At 44.5% G+C, this 19,051-nt stretch carries 17 protein-coding genes; 9 read left to right on the forward strand and 8 right to left on the reverse strand.

Features of this window, described 5'->3' with window-relative positions; translation table 11 throughout:
• The first annotated feature begins 316 nt into the window (after positions 1 to 316).
• Positions 317 to 2,395, forward strand: coding sequence for an alpha-ketoacid dehydrogenase subunit alpha/beta (locus BD749_RS02175; RefSeq protein WP_218972537.1), 2,079 nt, complete (start codon positions 317 to 319; stop codon positions 2,393 to 2,395).
• Positions 2,396 to 2,468: 73 nt separating this feature from the next.
• Here the strand turns inward: BD749_RS02175 and tamL are convergent, their stop codons facing one another.
• Positions 2,469 to 4,958, reverse strand: a complete 2,490-nt coding sequence (gene tamL / locus BD749_RS02180; protein ID WP_449577688.1) for a translocation and assembly module lipoprotein TamL — start codon at positions 4,956 to 4,958, stop codon at positions 2,469 to 2,471.
• On the opposite strand from tamL, the gene BD749_RS02185 reads away from it, so the two are divergent.
• Positions 4,917 to 5,669, forward strand: a complete 753-nt coding sequence (locus BD749_RS02185) for a TrmH family RNA methyltransferase (protein WP_101442734.1) — start codon at positions 4,917 to 4,919, stop codon at positions 5,667 to 5,669. The genes tamL and BD749_RS02185 overlap by 42 nt on opposite strands.
• A 60-nt stretch (positions 5,670 to 5,729) precedes the next feature.
• On the opposite strand, the gene BD749_RS02190 is transcribed toward BD749_RS02185, so the two are convergent.
• The 7 genes from BD749_RS02190 to BD749_RS19730 form a co-directional block, all read right to left on the reverse strand.
• Positions 5,730 to 6,845 carry an outer membrane beta-barrel protein gene (locus BD749_RS02190; protein WP_101442735.1) on the reverse strand — a complete coding sequence of 372 codons (1,116 nt, stop codon included), beginning with the start codon at positions 6,843 to 6,845 and terminating at the stop codon, positions 5,730 to 5,732.
• An 11-nt stretch (positions 6,846 to 6,856) separates the two neighbouring features.
• Entirely contained in the window at positions 6,857 to 7,726 is an 870-nt protein-coding gene (locus BD749_RS02195) for a hypothetical protein (RefSeq protein WP_101442736.1), read from the reverse strand.
• A gap of 18 nt (positions 7,727 to 7,744) precedes the next feature.
• Complete coding sequence (locus BD749_RS02200; protein ID WP_101442737.1) at positions 7,745 to 8,278, reverse strand: RNA polymerase sigma factor; 534 nt, start codon at positions 8,276 to 8,278, stop codon at positions 7,745 to 7,747.
• 593 nt (positions 8,279 to 8,871) lie between these two features.
• The gene (locus BD749_RS02205; RefSeq protein WP_101442738.1) at positions 8,872 to 10,263 is read right to left on the reverse strand and encodes an undecaprenyl-phosphate glucose phosphotransferase; all 1,392 of its coding nucleotides are present in this window, start codon (positions 10,261 to 10,263) and stop codon (positions 8,872 to 8,874) included.
• A 309-nt stretch (positions 10,264 to 10,572) separates the two neighbouring features.
• Positions 10,573 to 11,061 (reverse strand): XrtX-associated membrane protein, encoded by a 489-nt coding sequence (locus BD749_RS19725; RefSeq protein WP_101442739.1) that lies wholly within the window; start codon positions 11,059 to 11,061, stop codon positions 10,573 to 10,575.
• Positions 11,033 to 11,554: an exosortase X gene (gene xrtX, locus BD749_RS02215; protein ID WP_101442740.1), complete on the reverse strand. Its 522-nt coding sequence runs from the start codon at positions 11,552 to 11,554 to the stop codon at positions 11,033 to 11,035. The genes BD749_RS19725 and xrtX overlap by 29 nt, the downstream gene beginning before the upstream one ends.
• A 57-nt stretch (positions 11,555 to 11,611) precedes the next feature.
• The gene (locus tag BD749_RS19730) at positions 11,612 to 11,857 is read right to left on the reverse strand and encodes a PID-CTERM protein-sorting domain-containing protein (protein WP_101442741.1); all 246 of its coding nucleotides are present in this window, start codon (positions 11,855 to 11,857) and stop codon (positions 11,612 to 11,614) included.
• A 528-nt stretch (positions 11,858 to 12,385) separates the two neighbouring features.
• On the opposite strand from BD749_RS19730, the gene BD749_RS02225 reads away from it, so the two are divergent.
• The 7 genes from BD749_RS02225 (at position 12,386) to BD749_RS02255 (ending at position 19,050) form a co-directional block, all read left to right on the forward strand.
• Positions 12,386 to 13,438 (forward strand): Gfo/Idh/MocA family protein, encoded by a 1,053-nt coding sequence (locus BD749_RS02225; RefSeq protein WP_101443587.1) that lies wholly within the window; start codon positions 12,386 to 12,388, stop codon positions 13,436 to 13,438.
• Positions 13,439 to 13,446: 8 nt separating this feature from the next.
• Positions 13,447 to 13,950, forward strand: a complete 504-nt coding sequence (locus BD749_RS02230; RefSeq protein ID WP_101442742.1) for an acyltransferase — start codon at positions 13,447 to 13,449, stop codon at positions 13,948 to 13,950.
• 1 nt (position 13,951) lies between these two features.
• Positions 13,952 to 15,076: a DegT/DnrJ/EryC1/StrS family aminotransferase gene (locus BD749_RS02235; RefSeq protein WP_180336297.1), complete on the forward strand. Its 1,125-nt coding sequence runs from the start codon at positions 13,952 to 13,954 to the stop codon at positions 15,074 to 15,076.
• On the forward strand, positions 15,069 to 15,713 hold the full coding sequence (locus tag BD749_RS02240; protein ID WP_101442743.1) for a NeuD/PglB/VioB family sugar acetyltransferase: 645 nt from the start codon (positions 15,069 to 15,071) through the stop codon (positions 15,711 to 15,713). The genes BD749_RS02235 and BD749_RS02240 overlap by 8 nt, the downstream gene beginning before the upstream one ends.
• Before the next feature lie 68 nt (positions 15,714 to 15,781).
• Positions 15,782 to 16,762 (forward strand): NAD-dependent epimerase/dehydratase family protein, encoded by a 981-nt coding sequence (locus BD749_RS02245; RefSeq protein WP_218972538.1) that lies wholly within the window; start codon positions 15,782 to 15,784, stop codon positions 16,760 to 16,762.
• Positions 16,759 to 17,904, forward strand: coding sequence for a DegT/DnrJ/EryC1/StrS family aminotransferase (locus tag BD749_RS02250; protein WP_101442744.1), 1,146 nt, complete (start codon positions 16,759 to 16,761; stop codon positions 17,902 to 17,904). Before BD749_RS02245 ends, BD749_RS02250 begins: the two co-directional genes overlap by 4 nt.
• Before the next feature lie 369 nt (positions 17,905 to 18,273).
• The gene (locus tag BD749_RS02255) at positions 18,274 to 19,050 is read left to right on the forward strand and encodes a polysaccharide biosynthesis/export family protein (protein WP_101442745.1); all 777 of its coding nucleotides are present in this window, start codon (positions 18,274 to 18,276) and stop codon (positions 19,048 to 19,050) included.
• Position 19,051 lies beyond the last annotated feature (1 nt).

A 19,051-nucleotide genomic window follows, 5' to 3' on the forward strand; every position in this document is an offset into this window, starting at 1 on the left:
AAAGACTTGTTAACTTAATAAAACCGCCCTGAAGCTCTGTCGGACTTTTAATCTGAAAGTACTTTACCGGCAGATTAGTAATCCTCTTTAGAAAAGCTGATGCAACTAGCAAACTGACGGCTTATTAGCCCGCAAAACAGGTAGTTTCGGATTATCAATCCAGATCAGCAACAAGAAAGTCTTTTGTCCATTGTCAATAAATCCTTTGTCAAGGAAGCCCAAAATTACCAAATAAAGCCCGCTCTACCGAACATTCGTAAGGATTTCAGAAAAAGGTCTTTTTTCCTTAACTTCGTCCAATAACTACGCGCAACCTATGTCAAAAGAACTTATGGAGGCTTTTAAGATTGACACGAGCATTCTTAAGAAAGCCTACCGCCTGATGATAACTGCCAAAACAATGGCAGACACCTACGAGGAAAATAAAACAATCTGCAGTAAATACGTCCACAGCACCTCGCGCGGGCACGAAGCCATTCAGTTGGCGGCCGCCTTCCAGCTAAAGCCTTACGACTACGCCTCGCTCTACTACCGCGACGACTCTGTGTTGCTGGGCATCGGCATGCAGCCCTACGAGCTCATGCTACAGCTCATGGCAAAAGCCGACGATCCGTTCTCCGGCGGGCGAACCTACTACGGGCACCCCTCCCTGCGCCGCGAGGGCTTCCCGACCATACCACACCAAAGTTCTGCCACCGGTATGCAGGCTATACCTGCCACCGGCATGGCCCACGCCATTGCTTACCTGGAGTCGCAAGGGCTCACGAATACCGAGGAGAAGCCAGTGGTGCTTTGCTCACTGGGTGATGGCTCTGTAACAGAAGGTGAAGTGGCTGAGGCCTTTCAAATGGCGGTGCTCAAGAACCTGCCCATCGTATACCTGGTGCAGGACAACGACTGGGGCATTTCGGCCACAGGCAAAGAGATGCGCGCCATGGATGCCTACGAATACGCCGCTGGCTTTAAAGGAATGGAGCGCCTGCGTGTGAACGGCTCCGATTTTACTGAGTCTTATGAAGGCATGCGGGTAGCCTTTGAGTATGCCCGGGAGGTGCGCAAGCCGATCCTGGTGCACGCTAAAGTGCCGTTGCTGGGTCACCATACCTCAGGCGTGCGCCGTGAGTGGTACCGTGGCAAGAACCTGCAGGAGCACAGCGTCAACGACCCGATCCCGAAACTGCGCCAGGCTTTGCTAGAGGCTGATGTGACTTCTGAAGAAATACAGTGGCTTGAAAATGAAGCTCAGAAGGCTGTTGCGGCTGATTACCAGCGAGCACTAGATGCTCCGGTGCCCGATCCGGCTACCTTTAACCAGCACGAATTTGCCCCAACACCGGTAACTGAAGAAAAAGGCGAGCGCAGCCCGTCTGGTGCCGACAAAGCCATTATGGTAGACGCTGCCCTGCACGCCGTGGATGACATACTGCGCACTTACCCGGAAGCCTTGTTCTACGGACAGGACGTGGGTGGAGAGTTGGGCGGCGTGTTCCGCGAAGCTGCGCTGCTTGCCAAAAAATACGGTGATGCCCGCGTTTTCAATACCCCCATCCAGGAGGCTTACATTGTGGGCTCCACAGCAGGCATGTCGGCAGTGGGCGCCAAAGCAATCGTGGAGATTCAGTTTGCCGACTACATCTGGCCAGGTATGAACCAGTTAGTGGAAGAGCTTTCGAAGAGCTGCTACCTGTCGATGGGCAAATTCCCGATCCAGTCGCTGATCCGTGTGCCGATTGGCGCCTATGGCGGTGGAGGGCCGTACCATTCGGGCAGCATCGAGTCTAACTTGCTCACCATTCGGGGCATCAAAGTAGTATACCCAAGCAACGCCGCCGACATGAAAGGCCTTATGAAAGCCGCCTTCCTCGATCCAAACCCAGTGATCATGCTCGAGCATAAAGGCCTGTACTGGTCAAAGGTAGCCGGTACGGAAGACGCCAAAACGGTAGAACCGGATGAAAACTACATTCTGCCACTTGGTAAGGCCAACGTAGTGCAGTACGCCAGCAAAGAAGAGATACGCATGGGCAATTCCATGACCGTAATCACTTATGGCATGGGCGTGTACTGGGCCAAAACAGCCGCTAAAAACTTCCAGGGTAGCGTTGAAATCCTGGATCTGCGTACGCTCAACCCGCTTGATTTTGAGGCCGTGATTGCTTCGGTTCGCCGCCATGGCAAAGCGCTGGTGCTTACCGAAGAACCTTTGATGAACTCATTTGCCGAGTCTCTGGCCGGTCGTATCTCCAAAGATTGCTTTCAGCAGCTCGATGCGCCTGTCTATACCCTGGGGGCCGCCAACCTGCCGGCTATACCTTTGAATGTGGAGCTCGAAAAGATGATGCTGCCTAATCCTGATAAAGTAGCTGCTGCCATGGAAGAGTTACTCAACTACTAGTATTAAGTAAAAAGAGTAAAAAAGAGCCCCGCCAGTTGAAAGCGGGGCTCTTTTTTTGTTGCTGCTTCGGTTTCTAGAAAGGATAACCTATACCTATATTCAGGTTGGTGCGTCGCTGGGTAGGGACGCTTTGGCGGAAGAGATCAGAAAAACGGAAGTCGCGGATCACGAATTTATTGCCGTTGACATCTCCTGCCGGGTCGTATACCTGCGTGGCAAAGTCAAAACGCAGAATCACCACAGAGAAATTGAGGCGCAGACCAAAGCCGGTGCCAACAGCCAATTCCTTATAAAAACGGTTGAATTGAAAATCAGATCCTGGGCGGTTATCGGGTTTGAGCATCCACACGTTGCCAGCGTCCACAAACACAGCTCCGTTCAAAAAGCCCACCATATTGAAGCGGTACTCGGCGCTGGCTTCCAGTAACACCTCACCTGGCTGCTCTGGTAGCACTGGTACGCCTTCTGTATCAGATCGAAGCGTAGGATAGGAGCCAGGCCCTAAACGTCGGGCTGTCCAGGCGCGAACGCTTGAAGCGCCCCCAGCAAAAAAATACTTGTCGTAAGGCAGGGCGCTTGAGCCAAATAGCGGAGCACCCACCCCCGCATTGACTCTGTAGACAAAATAACGCTGCCCACCCAATGGGATGTAACGGCGATAGTCCGGGTTGATCCTGGCATATTGAAACTGACGCAAATTGCCCGTTTCAGGCATGATACCCAGTTTGGAAGTAATACCACCCACTTCGGTCAGCACGCGCAGGTACCGTGCATTGCGGGACTGAATAAAGTCATTGGTGTTGTAGATGAGGCTAAAGCTGACAAATGAAATAAAGCCGCTTCTAAAACTTTCGCTGAAGGACCGGATGCTTGGGTTCTGTAAGAATGTGCTGTCAAAAGCGGGGTTGATACGGCCCACCTGAATCACGTTCACGTTGACTGGAGAAAAGGTATACTGTACTGTTGGTGTCTGCAAAGGACGTGGGTACTTAAACCAGATGTAGTCAAGGGAGGCTTCGTAGATGGATCGGGAAAATTCGGAACGATTAACATTCGTATATCCAGTATAGATCCTGGTTCTGGGATTATAGTCTTCTAAAATATTCCTGCCGCCAAAAGGGAGTACAAAAGTTGGGAAGGTGAGGGCTGCATCACCACCAAACTCCCGGATCATAACTGTTTCACTTGGATCCGAAATGTTAATCTGTCCTTCCAGACCTCCACGTATGCCAAAATCCAGGTTCTCAGCGCCACCAAAAACATTGCGCACCTTTAGCCTGACACTGGAAAAAGGACCGGGGCGTCGCTCCGTAAAGTTCATACCCAGTTCGGTGGTTTCCTGAAATTTCTTCGAAGGAACCGCGTTGACAAAGGCATTGAGCTGATGACCGGCCAGCGTATCCGTCAGATCTGTGATCTTGCTATAGCTCACGTTGTTAAACTGGAACACGTCCATTTCGGCCAGTCGCCTCTGCGTGAGCGAGGTTCTGAACTGGCTATAGCGCTGGCCCGGGTATACCGACACCTTTTTGTCTAGGATGTTGGGTGAGAACTTCTGATCATAGGCCAGATACTGCACATTGTTGAACTCCAGGGTATCTCTTACCAGGCCGAAGCGGTCTGCATCTGTTTTAAAGTATACGTTCCGGATGGTATAGGCTTTGTGGGCGTCCTGGTCTTCCGGGTTCTGGATGATGGTGTTCACCCGCACCGTGTTACCGCTAAAGCTGGTATCAACCTCGAACTCGATGTAGGCGCGGGCAAAGTCAAAGTACCCATTATGGCGGATCATTTCATACAGTCGGTCACGTTCGGAACTGATCTGCTGTTCATCGTATACATCGCCCACCTTCAGCAGCGATCTGTCCTCGTAGCGCTTCACAACACGCAGCAGCGAGTCGTCGGGCACTGTATAGCTGAATTGGCTGTAGCGGTAGGGCTCGTTTTCGGTTATGTTGAGATTGATGTAGACTTTTTTGCCCTTTTCCAGCTTTTCGTAGCTCACTTCGTGGTTAAAAAAGCCTTTGGTATTCATGTAAACGCTTACCTGCTCCAACGTACGGTTCATCAAAAGGGAGTCGTAGATGGCTGGCGGTTCTCCGATCTGCATCAACAGATTGCCTTCTTCCTTCCGGTCTCGCTGACGGGCGATGCGACGGTCGAAGCGATCCTGGATCCGACGGGATTTGGTAGAATCGGCACCTACTTCGGCTATTTTGCTGGCGCGTTTCGCACGCAATTCCGCAATACGTTCATCTATGCGCGAAGGGCTGTAGAATCTTTTCCCGAAATTATAAATGGAAAGATAGGGAGTAGAGGCCAGGAAGGTACGGTTAGGTTGTTGCTGGTAGAGTCCTTCAATATCAGTCCGGCTAACATGCTTAATCCCCTTTGGTTCGATGCCCAACAAAAGTTGCTCGTTCTCGCCCAGACTTTTGGTCGGCACACAGGCGGCAAAACTAATAATTGTAATTACCAGCCCGAATATGTAACATCGTGTTCTCAAACGATTCTTCGCTCTATGTTGTCGAAAGCAATTATAAAGTACATTAACGCCCTGCAAGTAAAAAAATACCGCAACCAACACCAAGCCTTTGTAGTGGAGGGAGCAAAAAGCGTTTTGGAGCTGCTCCACTCAGACTTTGAGCTACAGCACCTGTTCATAACCGAGGAATTCCTGCAGGAGCATGGCAACAAACTAAACAAAGGTACACGATACGAACTTGTTACGGAACAGGATTTGACCAAGGCGGGCACTTTTTCAAGCAATAATGCCGGATTGGCAGTCGCCCGCATGCGCCAGCTTCCCAACCTGAACTTCAAACCAAGTGATTTCACCATTGCCCTGGACGACATACGTGATCCGGGAAACCTCGGTACTATCCTCCGCATTGCAGACTGGTATGGGATCAAAAGCATCGTCTGTTCCGAAACCTGTGCTGATTTTTACAACCCTAAGACCATCTCAGCCACCATGGGTTCTTTTACCCGTGTTAAAGCCTATTACCTTAACCTGGCCGAATGGTTGCATCAGTTGCCGAAAAGCATTGCGGTATACGGTGCTTCGCTGGAAGGGGAGAATCTGCATCGGATGACATTGCAGCCACAAGGTGTGGTCGTAATGGGGAACGAAGCCAATGGAATACGACCTGAGATTGCCCGCGAAGTGAACCGGTTGATTAAAATTCCTGGCTTTGGCGGAGCCGAGTCGCTGAACGTGGCCACCGCGACGGCTATCATCATCGATAATTTCATGCGCCACGCATCCTCCTAAAACACAAAGGCCCCAAATCGGGGCCTTTGCACTGATTAGTCTCACGCTATTAACTGCTCGCTAGTTAAGCAACCTCAGACCAAAACTGATCACGTTGGCATCCGGACCTCGGTTATCCTTGAACAGATCATTCATGTTGTATTTCACAAACAGGTCCAGGTTGCCGTAGCCGATGGTGCCTGTCACACCGTACTGGAAGTCACTCAGGTTGTAGCTACTGCGCACTTTTTCTTTCTGCGTACGACCTGCATCCTCGTACTTAAACTTCGAGTGAGCTCCCAAACGGTAGCCTAAAAACGGGCCGGCGCCTAATTTAAATCCTTCCTTGCCGTTACTTCGCTTGAACTTCAGCATGGGCATCAACGGCAGGTTAACCGATGAGTGCGTCAACTTTGACTTGTCGTAGTTGATCTCCATTTCGCGGCGGAAGAAGGTTACTTCGTTCACATCCTCTTCGATCACATAGTTACGGTCGAACATATAGTTGTTGAAGGCAAACTCCAGACCCGATACCAGGTAGAAAGGACTCTTGCGACCACCGATCTGCGAGTTCAGGTGCCAGTTAAGACTCACGTAGCGGGAGCCCAGCGGTTTCAGATCCGGCACTTCCTGGCTGTTTTGGTTCAGGAAGTTGTTCAGCCCCAGGTCAATGTCAAAATTTGAGCGGGTAGCCTTGTATGGTTTCTCCTTTTTCACATTCACAGAGTCATCGTCAGGAGTGGTTACGTTCACTTTGGTGTTGCCATCCTTTTCTTCAATCTCCACATCGATTTTGATGTTTTTGTTTATGCGGATTTCGTGCTTCTCTTTCGACACTTTGCCGTCCTGGCCGGTTTCCTGTACCGTAATGGTAACTGTTTCCGGGTCGTTGCCATCTTTACCAAATACCACTGTGGTTTCCTGGGATTTCAGTTCTTTATTGGCGCCGTCCATGCGGTCTACCTGGTCTACATATTTGTTCAGAACGCGCATCAGCGAGTCGAGGCTGTAGTTTTCGAAAGCTTTGAGCTGCTCTATGTTTTGCAGGTATAGCACCATTTTGGCGCCGTTGGCCATTTTCACAACGATCGTGTCTTGCTGTCCGAGTCGCTCGCCTATGGTTTGACCGCCTTTGGCAGACACACCGGTGGCTGCAGCCATGATGATGGCTGTAATGAGAAGTAGTACCTTTTTCATGGTTTTAAAGATTAGAGATTAATGACTTTTGATATTTTCTGTTTCCCGATTTGAGTTTCAAGTGCAATTCTGTCAGCATTGATACCGAGCTCCGACAGCTCAACCCGTTCCCCGTTAGAGAGGTTTCGCACCTGCTTAAAGATGTTTTTAGCGAGCTTTTGCTTCTTCTCGAAGCCATTTGGCTCCTCAATTTCTTCCGTATCCTGTACCGCCACAGCACGCTTTATTATAATTTCCACCGGCTGAGCGTTCATGTCCGCAGTGTTGGAGGCCAGCATCACGGGTGGGGTGGCTCCTGTGTTATCGACAGCCGGCTTTTCGATTGCTACAGGTATAGCCGGCTTTTCCACTTGGGCCACAAGCTGCTGCGCTGGCTTTGTATCTTTTGCACCGTTTTTTGGACTCGACATTCTTACAATAGCGCTTGGCTCAGCTTTGGCGATAAGTTGTCTTTCGCTTGCCTCAGGTTTTTGTGACTTTGTAGCAGGTATAGCCGGCGTGGTTTCAACTTCATCAGCTGCAGGTGCAGGTGTTGGCGCGGTTACTTGCGCCAGTTGCTCTTCGGCTTTGTCAGGTTCAGGTATAACAAGTGGTTGCTCTGGAATCAACACGTTGTTGTTTGCCAGATCGTCCCGGTTAACCGGTACGGAGCCGTTTTGCACGTTGAAGAACACAATGCCCACTGATAGTAGCAGCGTAATGGCCGCAGCGATCGAGTAGGAGAGCCACATAAAGCCTCTGGGTTTTGATTCGCCTTTGCTGGCTGCAGGCATCTCAGTTTCTATCCGATCCTGTAGCCTGTTCCAAAGGTCGGTGGGAGGAGTAGGGGCCGAGGAGCCCAAACGTTCCCTGAATAGTTTGTCTATGTCTTCTGGTTTCATGATCGAACCTCCTTTTTATCAGCTGGCGACTGCTTCTTTTCCGGTTAGCCTGCGTTGCAGCATGGCGCGGGCCTTGCTCAATTGCGATTTCGAGGTGCCTTCCGTAATGTTCAGCATGTCGGCTATCTCTTTGTGAGAATATCCTTCTATTGCATACAGGTTAAAAACTGCCCTGTAGCCGGCAGGTAAAGTGCGCAACAACTCCAAGAGCTCTCCCTCGGCCAGATCGTGATCGGCGCTTGGGCCACCCGCCACCTGTACATGGTCGTCTTCTATGGACAGGTATAGCGACTCCTTTTTTCTCAAAAACCCCAGCGCTTCATTCACCATGATGCGTCTTACCCATCCCTCGAAGCTGCCCTTGCCCTCAAACTTATCTATATTCTGGTATACCTTCATAAAACCGTTGAGCAAGGCATCCTCAGCATCCATCTGATTTTTGAGGTAACGCAGGCACACACCGTACATCGGCGAGGCAAAGCGCTCGTAAAGGCATTTCTGCGCTTTACTATCGGCCTTCTGGCAACCTGCTATTAACTCCTGTTCCGTCACGCTGGGTAAAATTTTATCAAATGATGTCGCTTATCTGGCCGCTTGTGAGCTGTTATGTTGCTCTTTACCTCCTAGATGTAGATAATGCCCCGGAGGTTGCCTAAGCAGAAATAAATTTCTGATAATTTTTTTGATCAGCGTATTCGTTGGCTATGAAATATCAGCTGTCAACTAAATTTTAAGAATTTGCCTGGAAAAAACTTAGTGAGGGAGCACATATAATTGTGCTTTTTAATAAATCAGGGAAAACAGAATACTAGCGGTTATGAGCTAAAACCCATACGACCTTAGTAATTAGGGAAATGAATATAGTTTATTACAAATACTTGATGGGTCCCTTAACGAAAACAAATTGAAATATACTATCTGTAAGATCTTGGCCTGAGAGAATTGAATAAGAGTTTTAATTATAATAATAAAAAAATCAGTGTTAAGATAATGAATGTGCACAGATGTAGGGTAAACCCCGTCAATTTGTTTTTATAGATATAAAATTTTGAAAGTGGTAGCTAGATTGTGGCTTGAATGTATACTTGTTTGATAATGTCATACAAACTAATCAATAGATCTCAGCTAGAATTGTTTCCAAGCCACTAATATACGTTATCATGCTTAGTAAGAATCTGACAAATAGTGAGGAAAATAATTTTAATATCAAGTAAAATAGACCAATGTTCTAAGTACCATAGATCTGCTTGAACTCTATTGAGCATGGATCGAGTTTCCTTTGTTTCACCTCTGAATCCATTAATTTGTGCCCAACCTGTAATGCCTGGCGTTAGAAAGTGCCGAACCATATAGTTATTAATAACTTGAGAATAATCAGTGGTATGTTTAAGCATATGAGGACGTGGTCCAACTACAGACATATCACCCACAAAAACATTAATAAACTGGGGAAGTTCGTCAATACTCGTTTTCCTGATGAATTTTCCAACTTTGGTGACACGAATATCTTCTTTACTAGCCTGTGTAACATCTGAGTAATTATTTATTGTCATACTTCTGAACTTAAGGCAATAGAAAGGCTTATTATTTTTTCCTGAACGAAGTTGCTTAAAAAATACTGGACCTTGAGAGTCTAATTTGATGATGATTGCCATTAACGGAATGAGCCAGCTCAGTAATAGTAGTATAACTAACATGGAGAAAAGTACATCAAAAGCTCGTTTGATTACTTCGTTAGCTTTGTTTTCTAAAGGCTCTTGCCGAGGTTTGAGAACCGGAAGATAGCCAAGCAAAGCTATTGAAAATTCACGCTGCATATTTCCCTTCATATCTGGGACTAGCCTGAGTCGTACCATTTTATGATCGGCTTCCTGTAATAGTGTTTCTATTTTGTCACTTTGACTATAGGGTAATGCGCAATAGAGTTCACTAATTTTATGATCGCTCGCATAACTGATACTATCATTTACACTCCCTAAATACTTTATGTAAGCCGGCACTCTACGACTATCATCATCAAAAATACCTGCTATTTGATAGTCTAACTGTGGGTTATCCTGTAAGTATTTGTATAGATTTATGCCTGTGAGGTCTGCTCCAATAATAGCTATACTATTAGATCCCAACCAAGAGCCTCTGCGATATTTTCTAAGCAAAAGGAATGAAAAGCGCCAAGTAAGTATTAAAGTTGGAAATAGGGCAAAATAGTAAATAAACGGTGTTGGGGGAATATAAAGATAAGGAAGCAAAAGCTTAATTAAAATTGCCATCACTGTGAACATACAAAGTGCTGCGAGGTTAGAAGTAATTACCGGAATTGATTCTCTACTAAGAATATTACTATATATATCAAAAATATGGGAGCAGTAGAACCAGCAGAAGTTAAGAAGGAGAATGGATATACGGTAGTCATACACATTCATCCACGCCAATTTGTAGTCTGACAGTAAAAAGCATAAGTATAAAGCGCCATTTAAAATGGCATAATCTAGCACGACATTTATCCATTTAAATATGGTAGCGTATTTATGTGCCATAGAATGTATTATTTACTACTATTACAATCTAACTTAACCTAAATTGAAGTCAGGGTGAGATGTAACAACGAAGGAACTAGTATTAAAAAATGGCATTGATCTATCCTTATAAAAAATATACTTAAATTTAGGATTAAGGATTGCTATATACATTAAACTTTAGTGAAAGGCTTAAAATATGATGTAAAGCTGTTATTTTTGAATTCTATAAATATTTAAAATATTTATAGAATTCTTTAATTTTCTATAACGGCTTGTGTATAAAGGGCTAATATCTACTTGAAAACATATTGTAATAAAATGTGATAATCACTTATTCTTTAATTTAACCTGCAAGTATATTGTAGGAATAAATAAAATGACGGGCATAGGTGAAACAAGCAATGTATCTATCCGAAACGCTACAGTATGGAGTTGATCTAATTGTAGCTGATCAGCCGCAAAGTATAAGCCTAACGTTAGACTTAGCAAGGCTATATAAAGCAAAAAGGCAAGTTTTGTTATTACTATTTTTCTATAATAAGTTTGAATAATTAAAAGGCAAATACTACAATAAAGCAGTCTGTAGAACATATTGACCACCCTAACTGTAAGAATTTCATAATCTATTAAAAGACCTTTTGCTTGAGCATTACGTGAAAGAAGTAGTAGAACTTTGCTACAGAAAAAATAAATTAAATCTTTAATATAAGCCTCATGATGCCCTACAATTATTATGACTACTATAAAAACGCTGACAATCGCCCAATTTCTTGCTAAGATTAGCTGCTTATATTTCAATATCTTGCGCGTCAACATGTCTGGTCATACCTGAAAACCTCTTGACCCAATACATCCATAGCATAAATATGGCAGCATATACTACTAATGTAAAAGTGTATTTGTGATTGAAATCGACAGTATGGCTGAAGTGGTGTGCATTAAGTGCGAGTGCAGTAACACGTAATATATTGAGCAGATTAATGAGAACTATTCCCAATGGAATATAAATGAGTTTCTTTGAAAGAGGACCCGGAAAAGCTATAATAAAACCAGCGAAAAGAGCCATTAGGACCATGCCATTACATGCATGATATACAAACACAACATCTACGCCATTTATCTGTATCATAATATCCCTAGCCGCTGCATTGTAGCCTAGCATATTAATCGTGTAAACAGTAGCATGAACTATTTGTAAAGTGAGCCAATTATCCAAGTCACTTAACCAGAAGTCATAAAGCAGAAACCAGCACAGGCAAAGGCCCAGGGCGTATAGCAGGAAACGTAAGACTTGCTTGTATTCTTGCATACTTAAAATTTCAAAGTGTAAATTAAATAGGTTCGAAGCTTGTCTGCAGTTGAAGATTTACTCTATCTCTTTTCTTTTCCTGCGAGAATCTATTAGTTTCTTTAGCCCATAGGCTGCTCCAGCAACAAGCAATGCACTAGCACCTCCATCAATTGGCACTCCTGCTGCACCCCTGTTTTGACTGGGGACTTCTCCGTTTCGACTCGGTCGTACTTGAGATCTGCCCTGAGCATTAAGTTCAGTAGATAAGTGTAGTGAAATTGCAATTAGAAAAATTATAAGTTTTATGATTTGAGTTCTCATAGCTATTGTAATAAGAAGTTCACTAAACTCTTATGTCCATCTTATCAGTTGACTAATAAGAAAGACATATACAATAGAGTTAGTTAAGAAAAAAATTACGATTCGGCTAAATGAAGATATATTATTTGTAACTCACATATTTAAAACATACGTATTTAATAGTACATAGTTGACATAATATTGTTTAAACTGATTATATCATCAAATTTCAACTTTGTTATATACAAAACAAATAATAGAAATATGCCCTAGTAACTTCTACCTGCAATTAATTATATCAGACTAAATTAATACTAGCTCCACACTTAATTAAAGGTCTTTTACACCTAAATAATATACATTTAACCAATATAATTATATTAATTATGAATATGTAAATATAATTTAATCTTTACCGTATAAGTATATCATCTATTAATGCAAATAATTAATGGTTTAGTTGATAAACTATCTTCTTATAAGCGTTTGTATAGTTATAGATTATATAGGATTGAGAAAATCAAAATTTATAGATTCACTATAAAAGCTATGATAAATGTAGGCATTATAGGCTATGGGTATTGGGGACCTAACCTGGTGAGGAATTTCTTTGCTGCGAATGACTGCCGTGTGATATCGGTGGCAGAAGCACGGCCGGAGCGCCTGAGGCTGCTGGAAAAAATCTTCCCTACAATTAAAGGCGTAAGCGACGCAGCAGAAATCATTTATGATCCTAAGATAGATGCGGTGGTTATCGCCACTCCGGTAGCCACGCATTTTACTCTGGCACATAAAGCTCTTGCAGAAGGTAAACACGTTTTGCTCGAGAAGCCAATGACTTCCTCTACTGAAGAAGCAGAGCTTCTTATCAACCTAGCTGAGCAGAAAAGGGTACTGTTGATGGTGGACCATACCTTCCTGTACACAGGAGCAGTGCAGAAAATGAGGGACCTCGTCGATAGTCGGGAACTGGGAAACATAAAATATCTGGATTCAACTCGAATTAACCTAGGCCTATTCCAGTCAGATGTTAATGTGCTTTGGGACCTGGCGCCTCACGATATCTCTATACTGAATTACATTGTTGATGAACGCCCGTACAGCGTAAATGCCACAGGTATAACCCATACCAACAATAACATCGAGAACATCGCCTACCTTACCGTAAACTACGCCTCAGGTTTTATCGCCCATTTTAACTGCTCCTGGACCAGCCCTGTAAAAGTGAGAATGATGCTGGTAGGAGGAGACCAGAAAATGATTCTGTACAACGATCTGGAGCCGACGGAAAAGATAAAGGTATACGACACAGGGTATAGCTACTCTAATGATGAAGAAAGGAAACGAGTATTGGTTGACTACAGAACAGGGGATATACATGTTCCAAAACTAACCACAACGGAGGCGCTTCTCGGAATGGCCAATGACTTTATTCATTGTATCCAGGAGAAGAAGCAACCTAAGTCATCCTGCCATCTGGGACTAGACGTGGTCCGGATTCTGGAGGCATCCAACAAATCAATCAAGCAAAACGGCCGGGAAGTCATACTGGAAAGTAACCTGGTGCCAACTATAACAAAAAGTAACGAAGTTTTAATCTGATACAGCGTATGGTGAAAGTTACAATTGATAATGACAAGCAGAGCCTGCATAATGTAAGACTCGGTAAGGACGTGAAGATTTTCAATTTCGTTAACGCCTATGGTTGCAGTATAGACGATGGTACCAAGGTGGGTACTTTTGTTGAGATCCAGAAAGGGGCTAGTATCGGCAAAAACTGCAAGATATCCAGTCACACGTTTATTTGTGAGGGGGTACACATCGCTGATAATGTCTTTGTTGGGCACAATGTCACGTTCATTAATGACAAGTTTCCGAGGGCAACTAATGAGGACGGCTCTATGCAATTAGAAGCGGATTGGAACTGCGTGGAAACCTTTGTAGAGGACGGCGCTTCAATAGGATCCAGTGCTACAATTCTCTGTGGCATTAGGATCGGTAGAAAGGCGATTATTGGTGCGGGCTCAGTAGTTACACGGGACGTGCCTGAAAATGCTGTTGTGGCGGGAAACCCGGCTAAAATAATCAAATACACACACGAAGTCCTTGTCTGATATGCCTACACTTGCTCTGCAGGAAAAAATTCCTTGCCTTGACCTGAAAGGTCAACACCAGCAGATTAAAGAGGAAATATTCGAGGCTTTTGAAAAGGTGTATAACGACACCGCTTTTTCAGGAGGTCCGTTTGTAGAAGAGTTTGAAAAAAACTTCGCCGCTTGCTGCAAGACAAACTATGCAGTAGGGGTGAACAATGGTACCTCCGCCTTACACCTGGCCATGCTGGCACTGGGCATTGGGGTAGGAGACGAGGTGATCGTACCGGCTAACACATTTATCGCAACCGCCTGGGGGGTGTCCTATACCGGAGCCACTCCAGTGTTTGTCGACTGCACTCCTGATACCTGGCAGATCGACGCTTCCAGAATCGAGGAGAAAATATCATCCCGGACAAAAGCTATTATAGGGGTACACCTTTATGGACAACCTTTTGATGTGGAGGCTTTGCAGGTGATCTGCCAGAAGTATGGCCTTTATCTGCTTGAAGATGCAGCTCAGGCCCAGGGAGCAACATATAATGGCATTCCAGTAGGTGGCTTTGGCGTAATGGCCTGCTTCAGCTTTTATCCCGGTAAGAACCTAGGCGCCTGTGGAGAGGCCGGAGGTATAACAACCAATCAGGAGCATTATTACAAGCACTTACTCAGCCTGCGCAACCACGGCTCTACCGTGCGGTATTATCACGATGAGATCGGGTTTAACATGCGTATGGGCGGATTGGAAGGAGCCTCTCTGAGTGTGAAGCTGAAATACCTTCCTTCCTGGAATAACCGCAGAAAGGAAATTGCCAAACGATACCAGCAGGAAATTACAAATGAGCAGCTGCAACTTCAGGCGAAACCTGATTGGGCTGAGTCTATTTATCACCTTTTCGTGGTCACCACTGCAGACAGGGAGGGACTTTTTAAATACCTGAACGAACACAATATCTTTCCGGGCCTGCACTATCCTGTGCCCTGCCATCTACAGAAGGCTTATTCCCATTTGGGATATCAGGAAGGGGACTGTCCGCATGCTGAGTATCTGGCGAGCCATTGTGTCTCCTTGCCTATGTATGCAGAACTGACAGATGAAGAGGTCGCCTATGTGATCGATGTTCTAAATGCCTATAGGAATGCCTAAAAAAAAACTCATCATTTTTCCCTTTAACGGTAACGGAATTGAGGCACTGGACTGCATCAATTTTGATGACTATGAGCTTGTTGGTTTTGTGGATGATGATCAGCAGAAGAGGGCGGATCTATACGAGATCTTCACCAGGGATATCTTGCAGCGATACAAAGAGCTTTTTGTGTTAGCCGTGCCAGGGAGCGCTACTTCTTTTCAGAGAAGGAAGGAAATAATTGCTTCCCTGGAACTCGACAGGAGCAGGTACATCACAGCCATACATCCGAAAGCTGCGGTTGGAAGAAACGTGAAAATAGGAGCCAATTGCCTGGTTATGGCAGGAGCAGTAATCACGAGCAACGCTTGTATTAAGGATCATGTCTGCATCCTGCCTAATTCGGTCATTCACCATGATGTGGTAGTGGAGGAATATACCCTGATCGGAAGTAATGTGGTAGTAGCAGGAGGGACCCTGATTGGAAAGAATTGCTATATCGGGAGTGGCTCCAATGTTATGAATGGTATCAGCATAGGTGATGGAGCGCTGATTGGCTTGGGAAGTAATGTGCTGAAGAGTGTCACAGGTAACGCAAAGATGGCGGGGAACCCTGCCAGGGATCTGAATGAACAGCTACTATCAACTTCAATATAAATGTCAATTTGATTAGTCTCCTCTCAGCATTAGCGGAATCGTTGTCCTTAGTTTAAATAATCAGGCTCATGCATAAAAAGATCCAGAATTCCAGAATACTAATCACAGGTGGTGCCGGCTTTATTGGCTCATACTTGGTGGAGGAGTTATTAAAAAGCAGCCCGGCAAAGATCATCATCCTTGATAACCTGGTGCGGGGCAGCTTTGAGAATATGAATTCTTTTATAGGTAACTCAACTGTTGAGTTTATTGAAGGAGATATAAGAGATGCCGCACTTCTGGAAAGGTGCATAGCCGATGCAGATTACGTGTTCCACATGGCTGCTTTACGTATAAATGCTTGTGCAGCAAACCCAAAAGAAGGATTTGAAGTGATGCTGCGGGCTACCTTTGAGTTGGCAGAACTCTGTGTGAAGTATAAAGTAAAGAAGCTGATCTATAGTTCGAGTGCATCAGTATACGGTCTTGCACAGCATTTCCCTACTCCTGAAACAGATAACCCTTATGATAACCAGACGTTTTATGGCGGCGCAAAACTATGGGGGGAACAGTTGTTCCGGAGCTACAAATTCATGTACGGGCTAGATTATGTGGCTTTGCGTTACTTCAATGTATATGGACCAAGGATGGATACCGACGGTAAGTATACCGAAGTGATGATTCGCTGGCTTGATTGTATACGTGACGGTAATTCTCCGCTTATCTACGGGGACGGCAGTACCAGCATGGACTTTGTTTATGTGCGGGATGTAGCAAAAGCAAATGTGGCTGCACTAGTCTCGGAGGTCACAGATCAAGCCTTTAATGTCGGTAATTGTGAAGAAACGAGTTTGAAGCAGTTACTGGAGGCACTATTAAAAGTGAACAAGTCTGCCCTTATACCTGCATACCGGGAAGAAAACACGGTGAATCCTGTAAGCAGAAGATTGGCTGACAACAGGAAGGCGAAAGAGCTACTTCATTTCGAGCCGACCTTCACCCTGGAAGAAGGTTTAAGCGAATTGAGCCAGTGGTATTTTGAAAAGAAAACTTCAGCATTGCCAATATGATACCGATTGCAAAACCCTACCTGACTGAGGACGAAGCACAGGCTGCTTACGACACGATACTGACGGGCTGGATCACCCAAGGCCCGAAGGTGCAAAAATTCGAAGAAAAATTCGCGGCCTATACAGGGGCAAAGTATGCTGTTGCAGTATCTAATTGTACCACTGCTTTACATCTATCCATGATTGTGGCAGGAATAGGGCCCGGTGACGAAGTCATTTGCCCTTCGATGAGCTATATTGCTACTGCAAATGCAATTCAATACGTTGGTGCTACACCCGTTTTTGCAGAGGTACAGCAAGCAACATGTAACCTCGACCCAATTGACGCAGAGAAGCGCATTACTAAAAATACCAAAGCCATACTGCTGGTGCATCAGATAGGCATGCCAGCAGATATTGAAGCATTTCAGGAGCTATGTGACAGGTATAATCTGAAGCTGATCGAGGACGCCGCCTGTGCTGCTGGCTCTGCTTACAAAGGCAGGAAGATCGGCTCACATTCCGAGCTTGTCTGCTTTTCTTTTCATCCCAGGAAGGTCATCTCTACAGGAGATGGAGGAATGATTACTACAAACAGGGAAGACTACTATAACAGGCTAAAACTCCTACGGCAACATGGGATGTCTGTCAACGACCGGGTGCGCCATGAAGCCAGCAGGATCATTTTTGAAGATCACGTGGAGGTGGGGTATAACTATCGCATGACCGATATACAAGCTGCAGTGGGTATCAAACAGCTGGAGAAGCTGGACTGGATTGTGGAGGAGCGGAGAAAGATTGCTTCTGCCTACCATGAGGCTTTCAAAGTCATTGATTTTATCGGGTTGCCTCCTGAGGAAGAAGGATACTTTAGCAACTATCAGTCTTATTGCATTTATCTGAAACCTTCAAGTCCGATAGACAGAAACACCCTGATGCAGGAATTATTAGACAGAGGTATAGCCAGTAGAAGGGGGATCATGAACTCACATAGGGAAACGGCCTACAGAGATTCCCATAGAAGTGTAGAATTGCCAATCTCGGAGGACTTGCAGGATCGCTCGATCATTTTGCCATTGTATGTGCCGATGAGGGAAGATGAAATAAGCCTTATAACCAATGCATTTAAAGATATTCTTATTAAAAAAACAATAGTTATATAAATTCTTTCTATACTTTAATTGTCACAAGTCAGATTTATCTATGTGAACAGACCGTAACACAGGGTGAACAAAACCAACGTTATATTCGAAAGCTTTTAGTGCGTTGATCACTTTTAATGTTAGGGAGTAAGCATTATTATAGTAAGGTAATATTATATATTACTTATCTAGCCTTAATGAAAATTCAACTTAGGCATAAGTGATTAGCATGAATTGAATAGCACTAGCACACAAGCATAACATAACTTAAAATACTTTTAATTATCCTATACCAATGATAAAAAGCGCCGTATAGGATAATAAAGTTTTTTCATTGCATGTAACCAATTGATCTTTTTCTTGCCACTATAGGGCTTTAATGTACACTCTATGAAAGCCATAACACTTTATGTTATATTTTTACTTAGCATAGCTTCTTGCTCTCCTAGGAACCTGACATATCTCAGCGATTTACATCAAGAAATTACATTATCTGAGGCAATAGTAAATGATGTAGATCCTAAAATACAGCCAAATGACTTGTTAAATATCACCATAACGAGCTTAAGTGCTGAGTCTAATATATTGTTCAACAGAGGCGTGATTCAAACAGGTAGCAGCGGGAGTTCTGAATCATCATTAAAAACAACAGGGTATTTAGTTGATAAAAGCGGTGATATCACGTTGCCAGTGCTGGGAAAAGTTAAATTAGCGGGTTTGACAAAAGATCAAGCTGCAGAAAAGCTAGTATTCGAGTTGGGAAAGTATGCAAGGGACCCGATCATTAATATCAACTTCCTCAATTTTAAAGTGACTGTAATTGGGGAAGTTAATAATCCATCCACATTCACTGTGCCTAGCGAAAGAATAAATGTATTTGAAGCTTTAGGCTTGGCCGGTGATATGACAGCTTATGGCAAAAGGGACAATGTGCTATTAATTAGGGAACAAGATGGAGAACGTACAACTACACGTATAAACCTGAACAATAAAGACGTGCTGCAATCCCCATACTTCTACCTGCAGCAGAATGATATAATATATGTTGAGCCAGATAGGGTGAGGGCTGTACAAGTGAGTTCAGGCCGAAGTAACATGCAGTATGGCCTATCAATTGGACTTGCGCTTGTATCTGTCGTGACACTATTGGTAACTCAGGTTTTTTAAA

The organism is Pontibacter ramchanderi (assembly GCF_002846395.1).
In the GTDB taxonomy this organism is placed as follows: domain Bacteria; phylum Bacteroidota; class Bacteroidia; order Cytophagales; family Hymenobacteraceae; genus Pontibacter; species Pontibacter ramchanderi.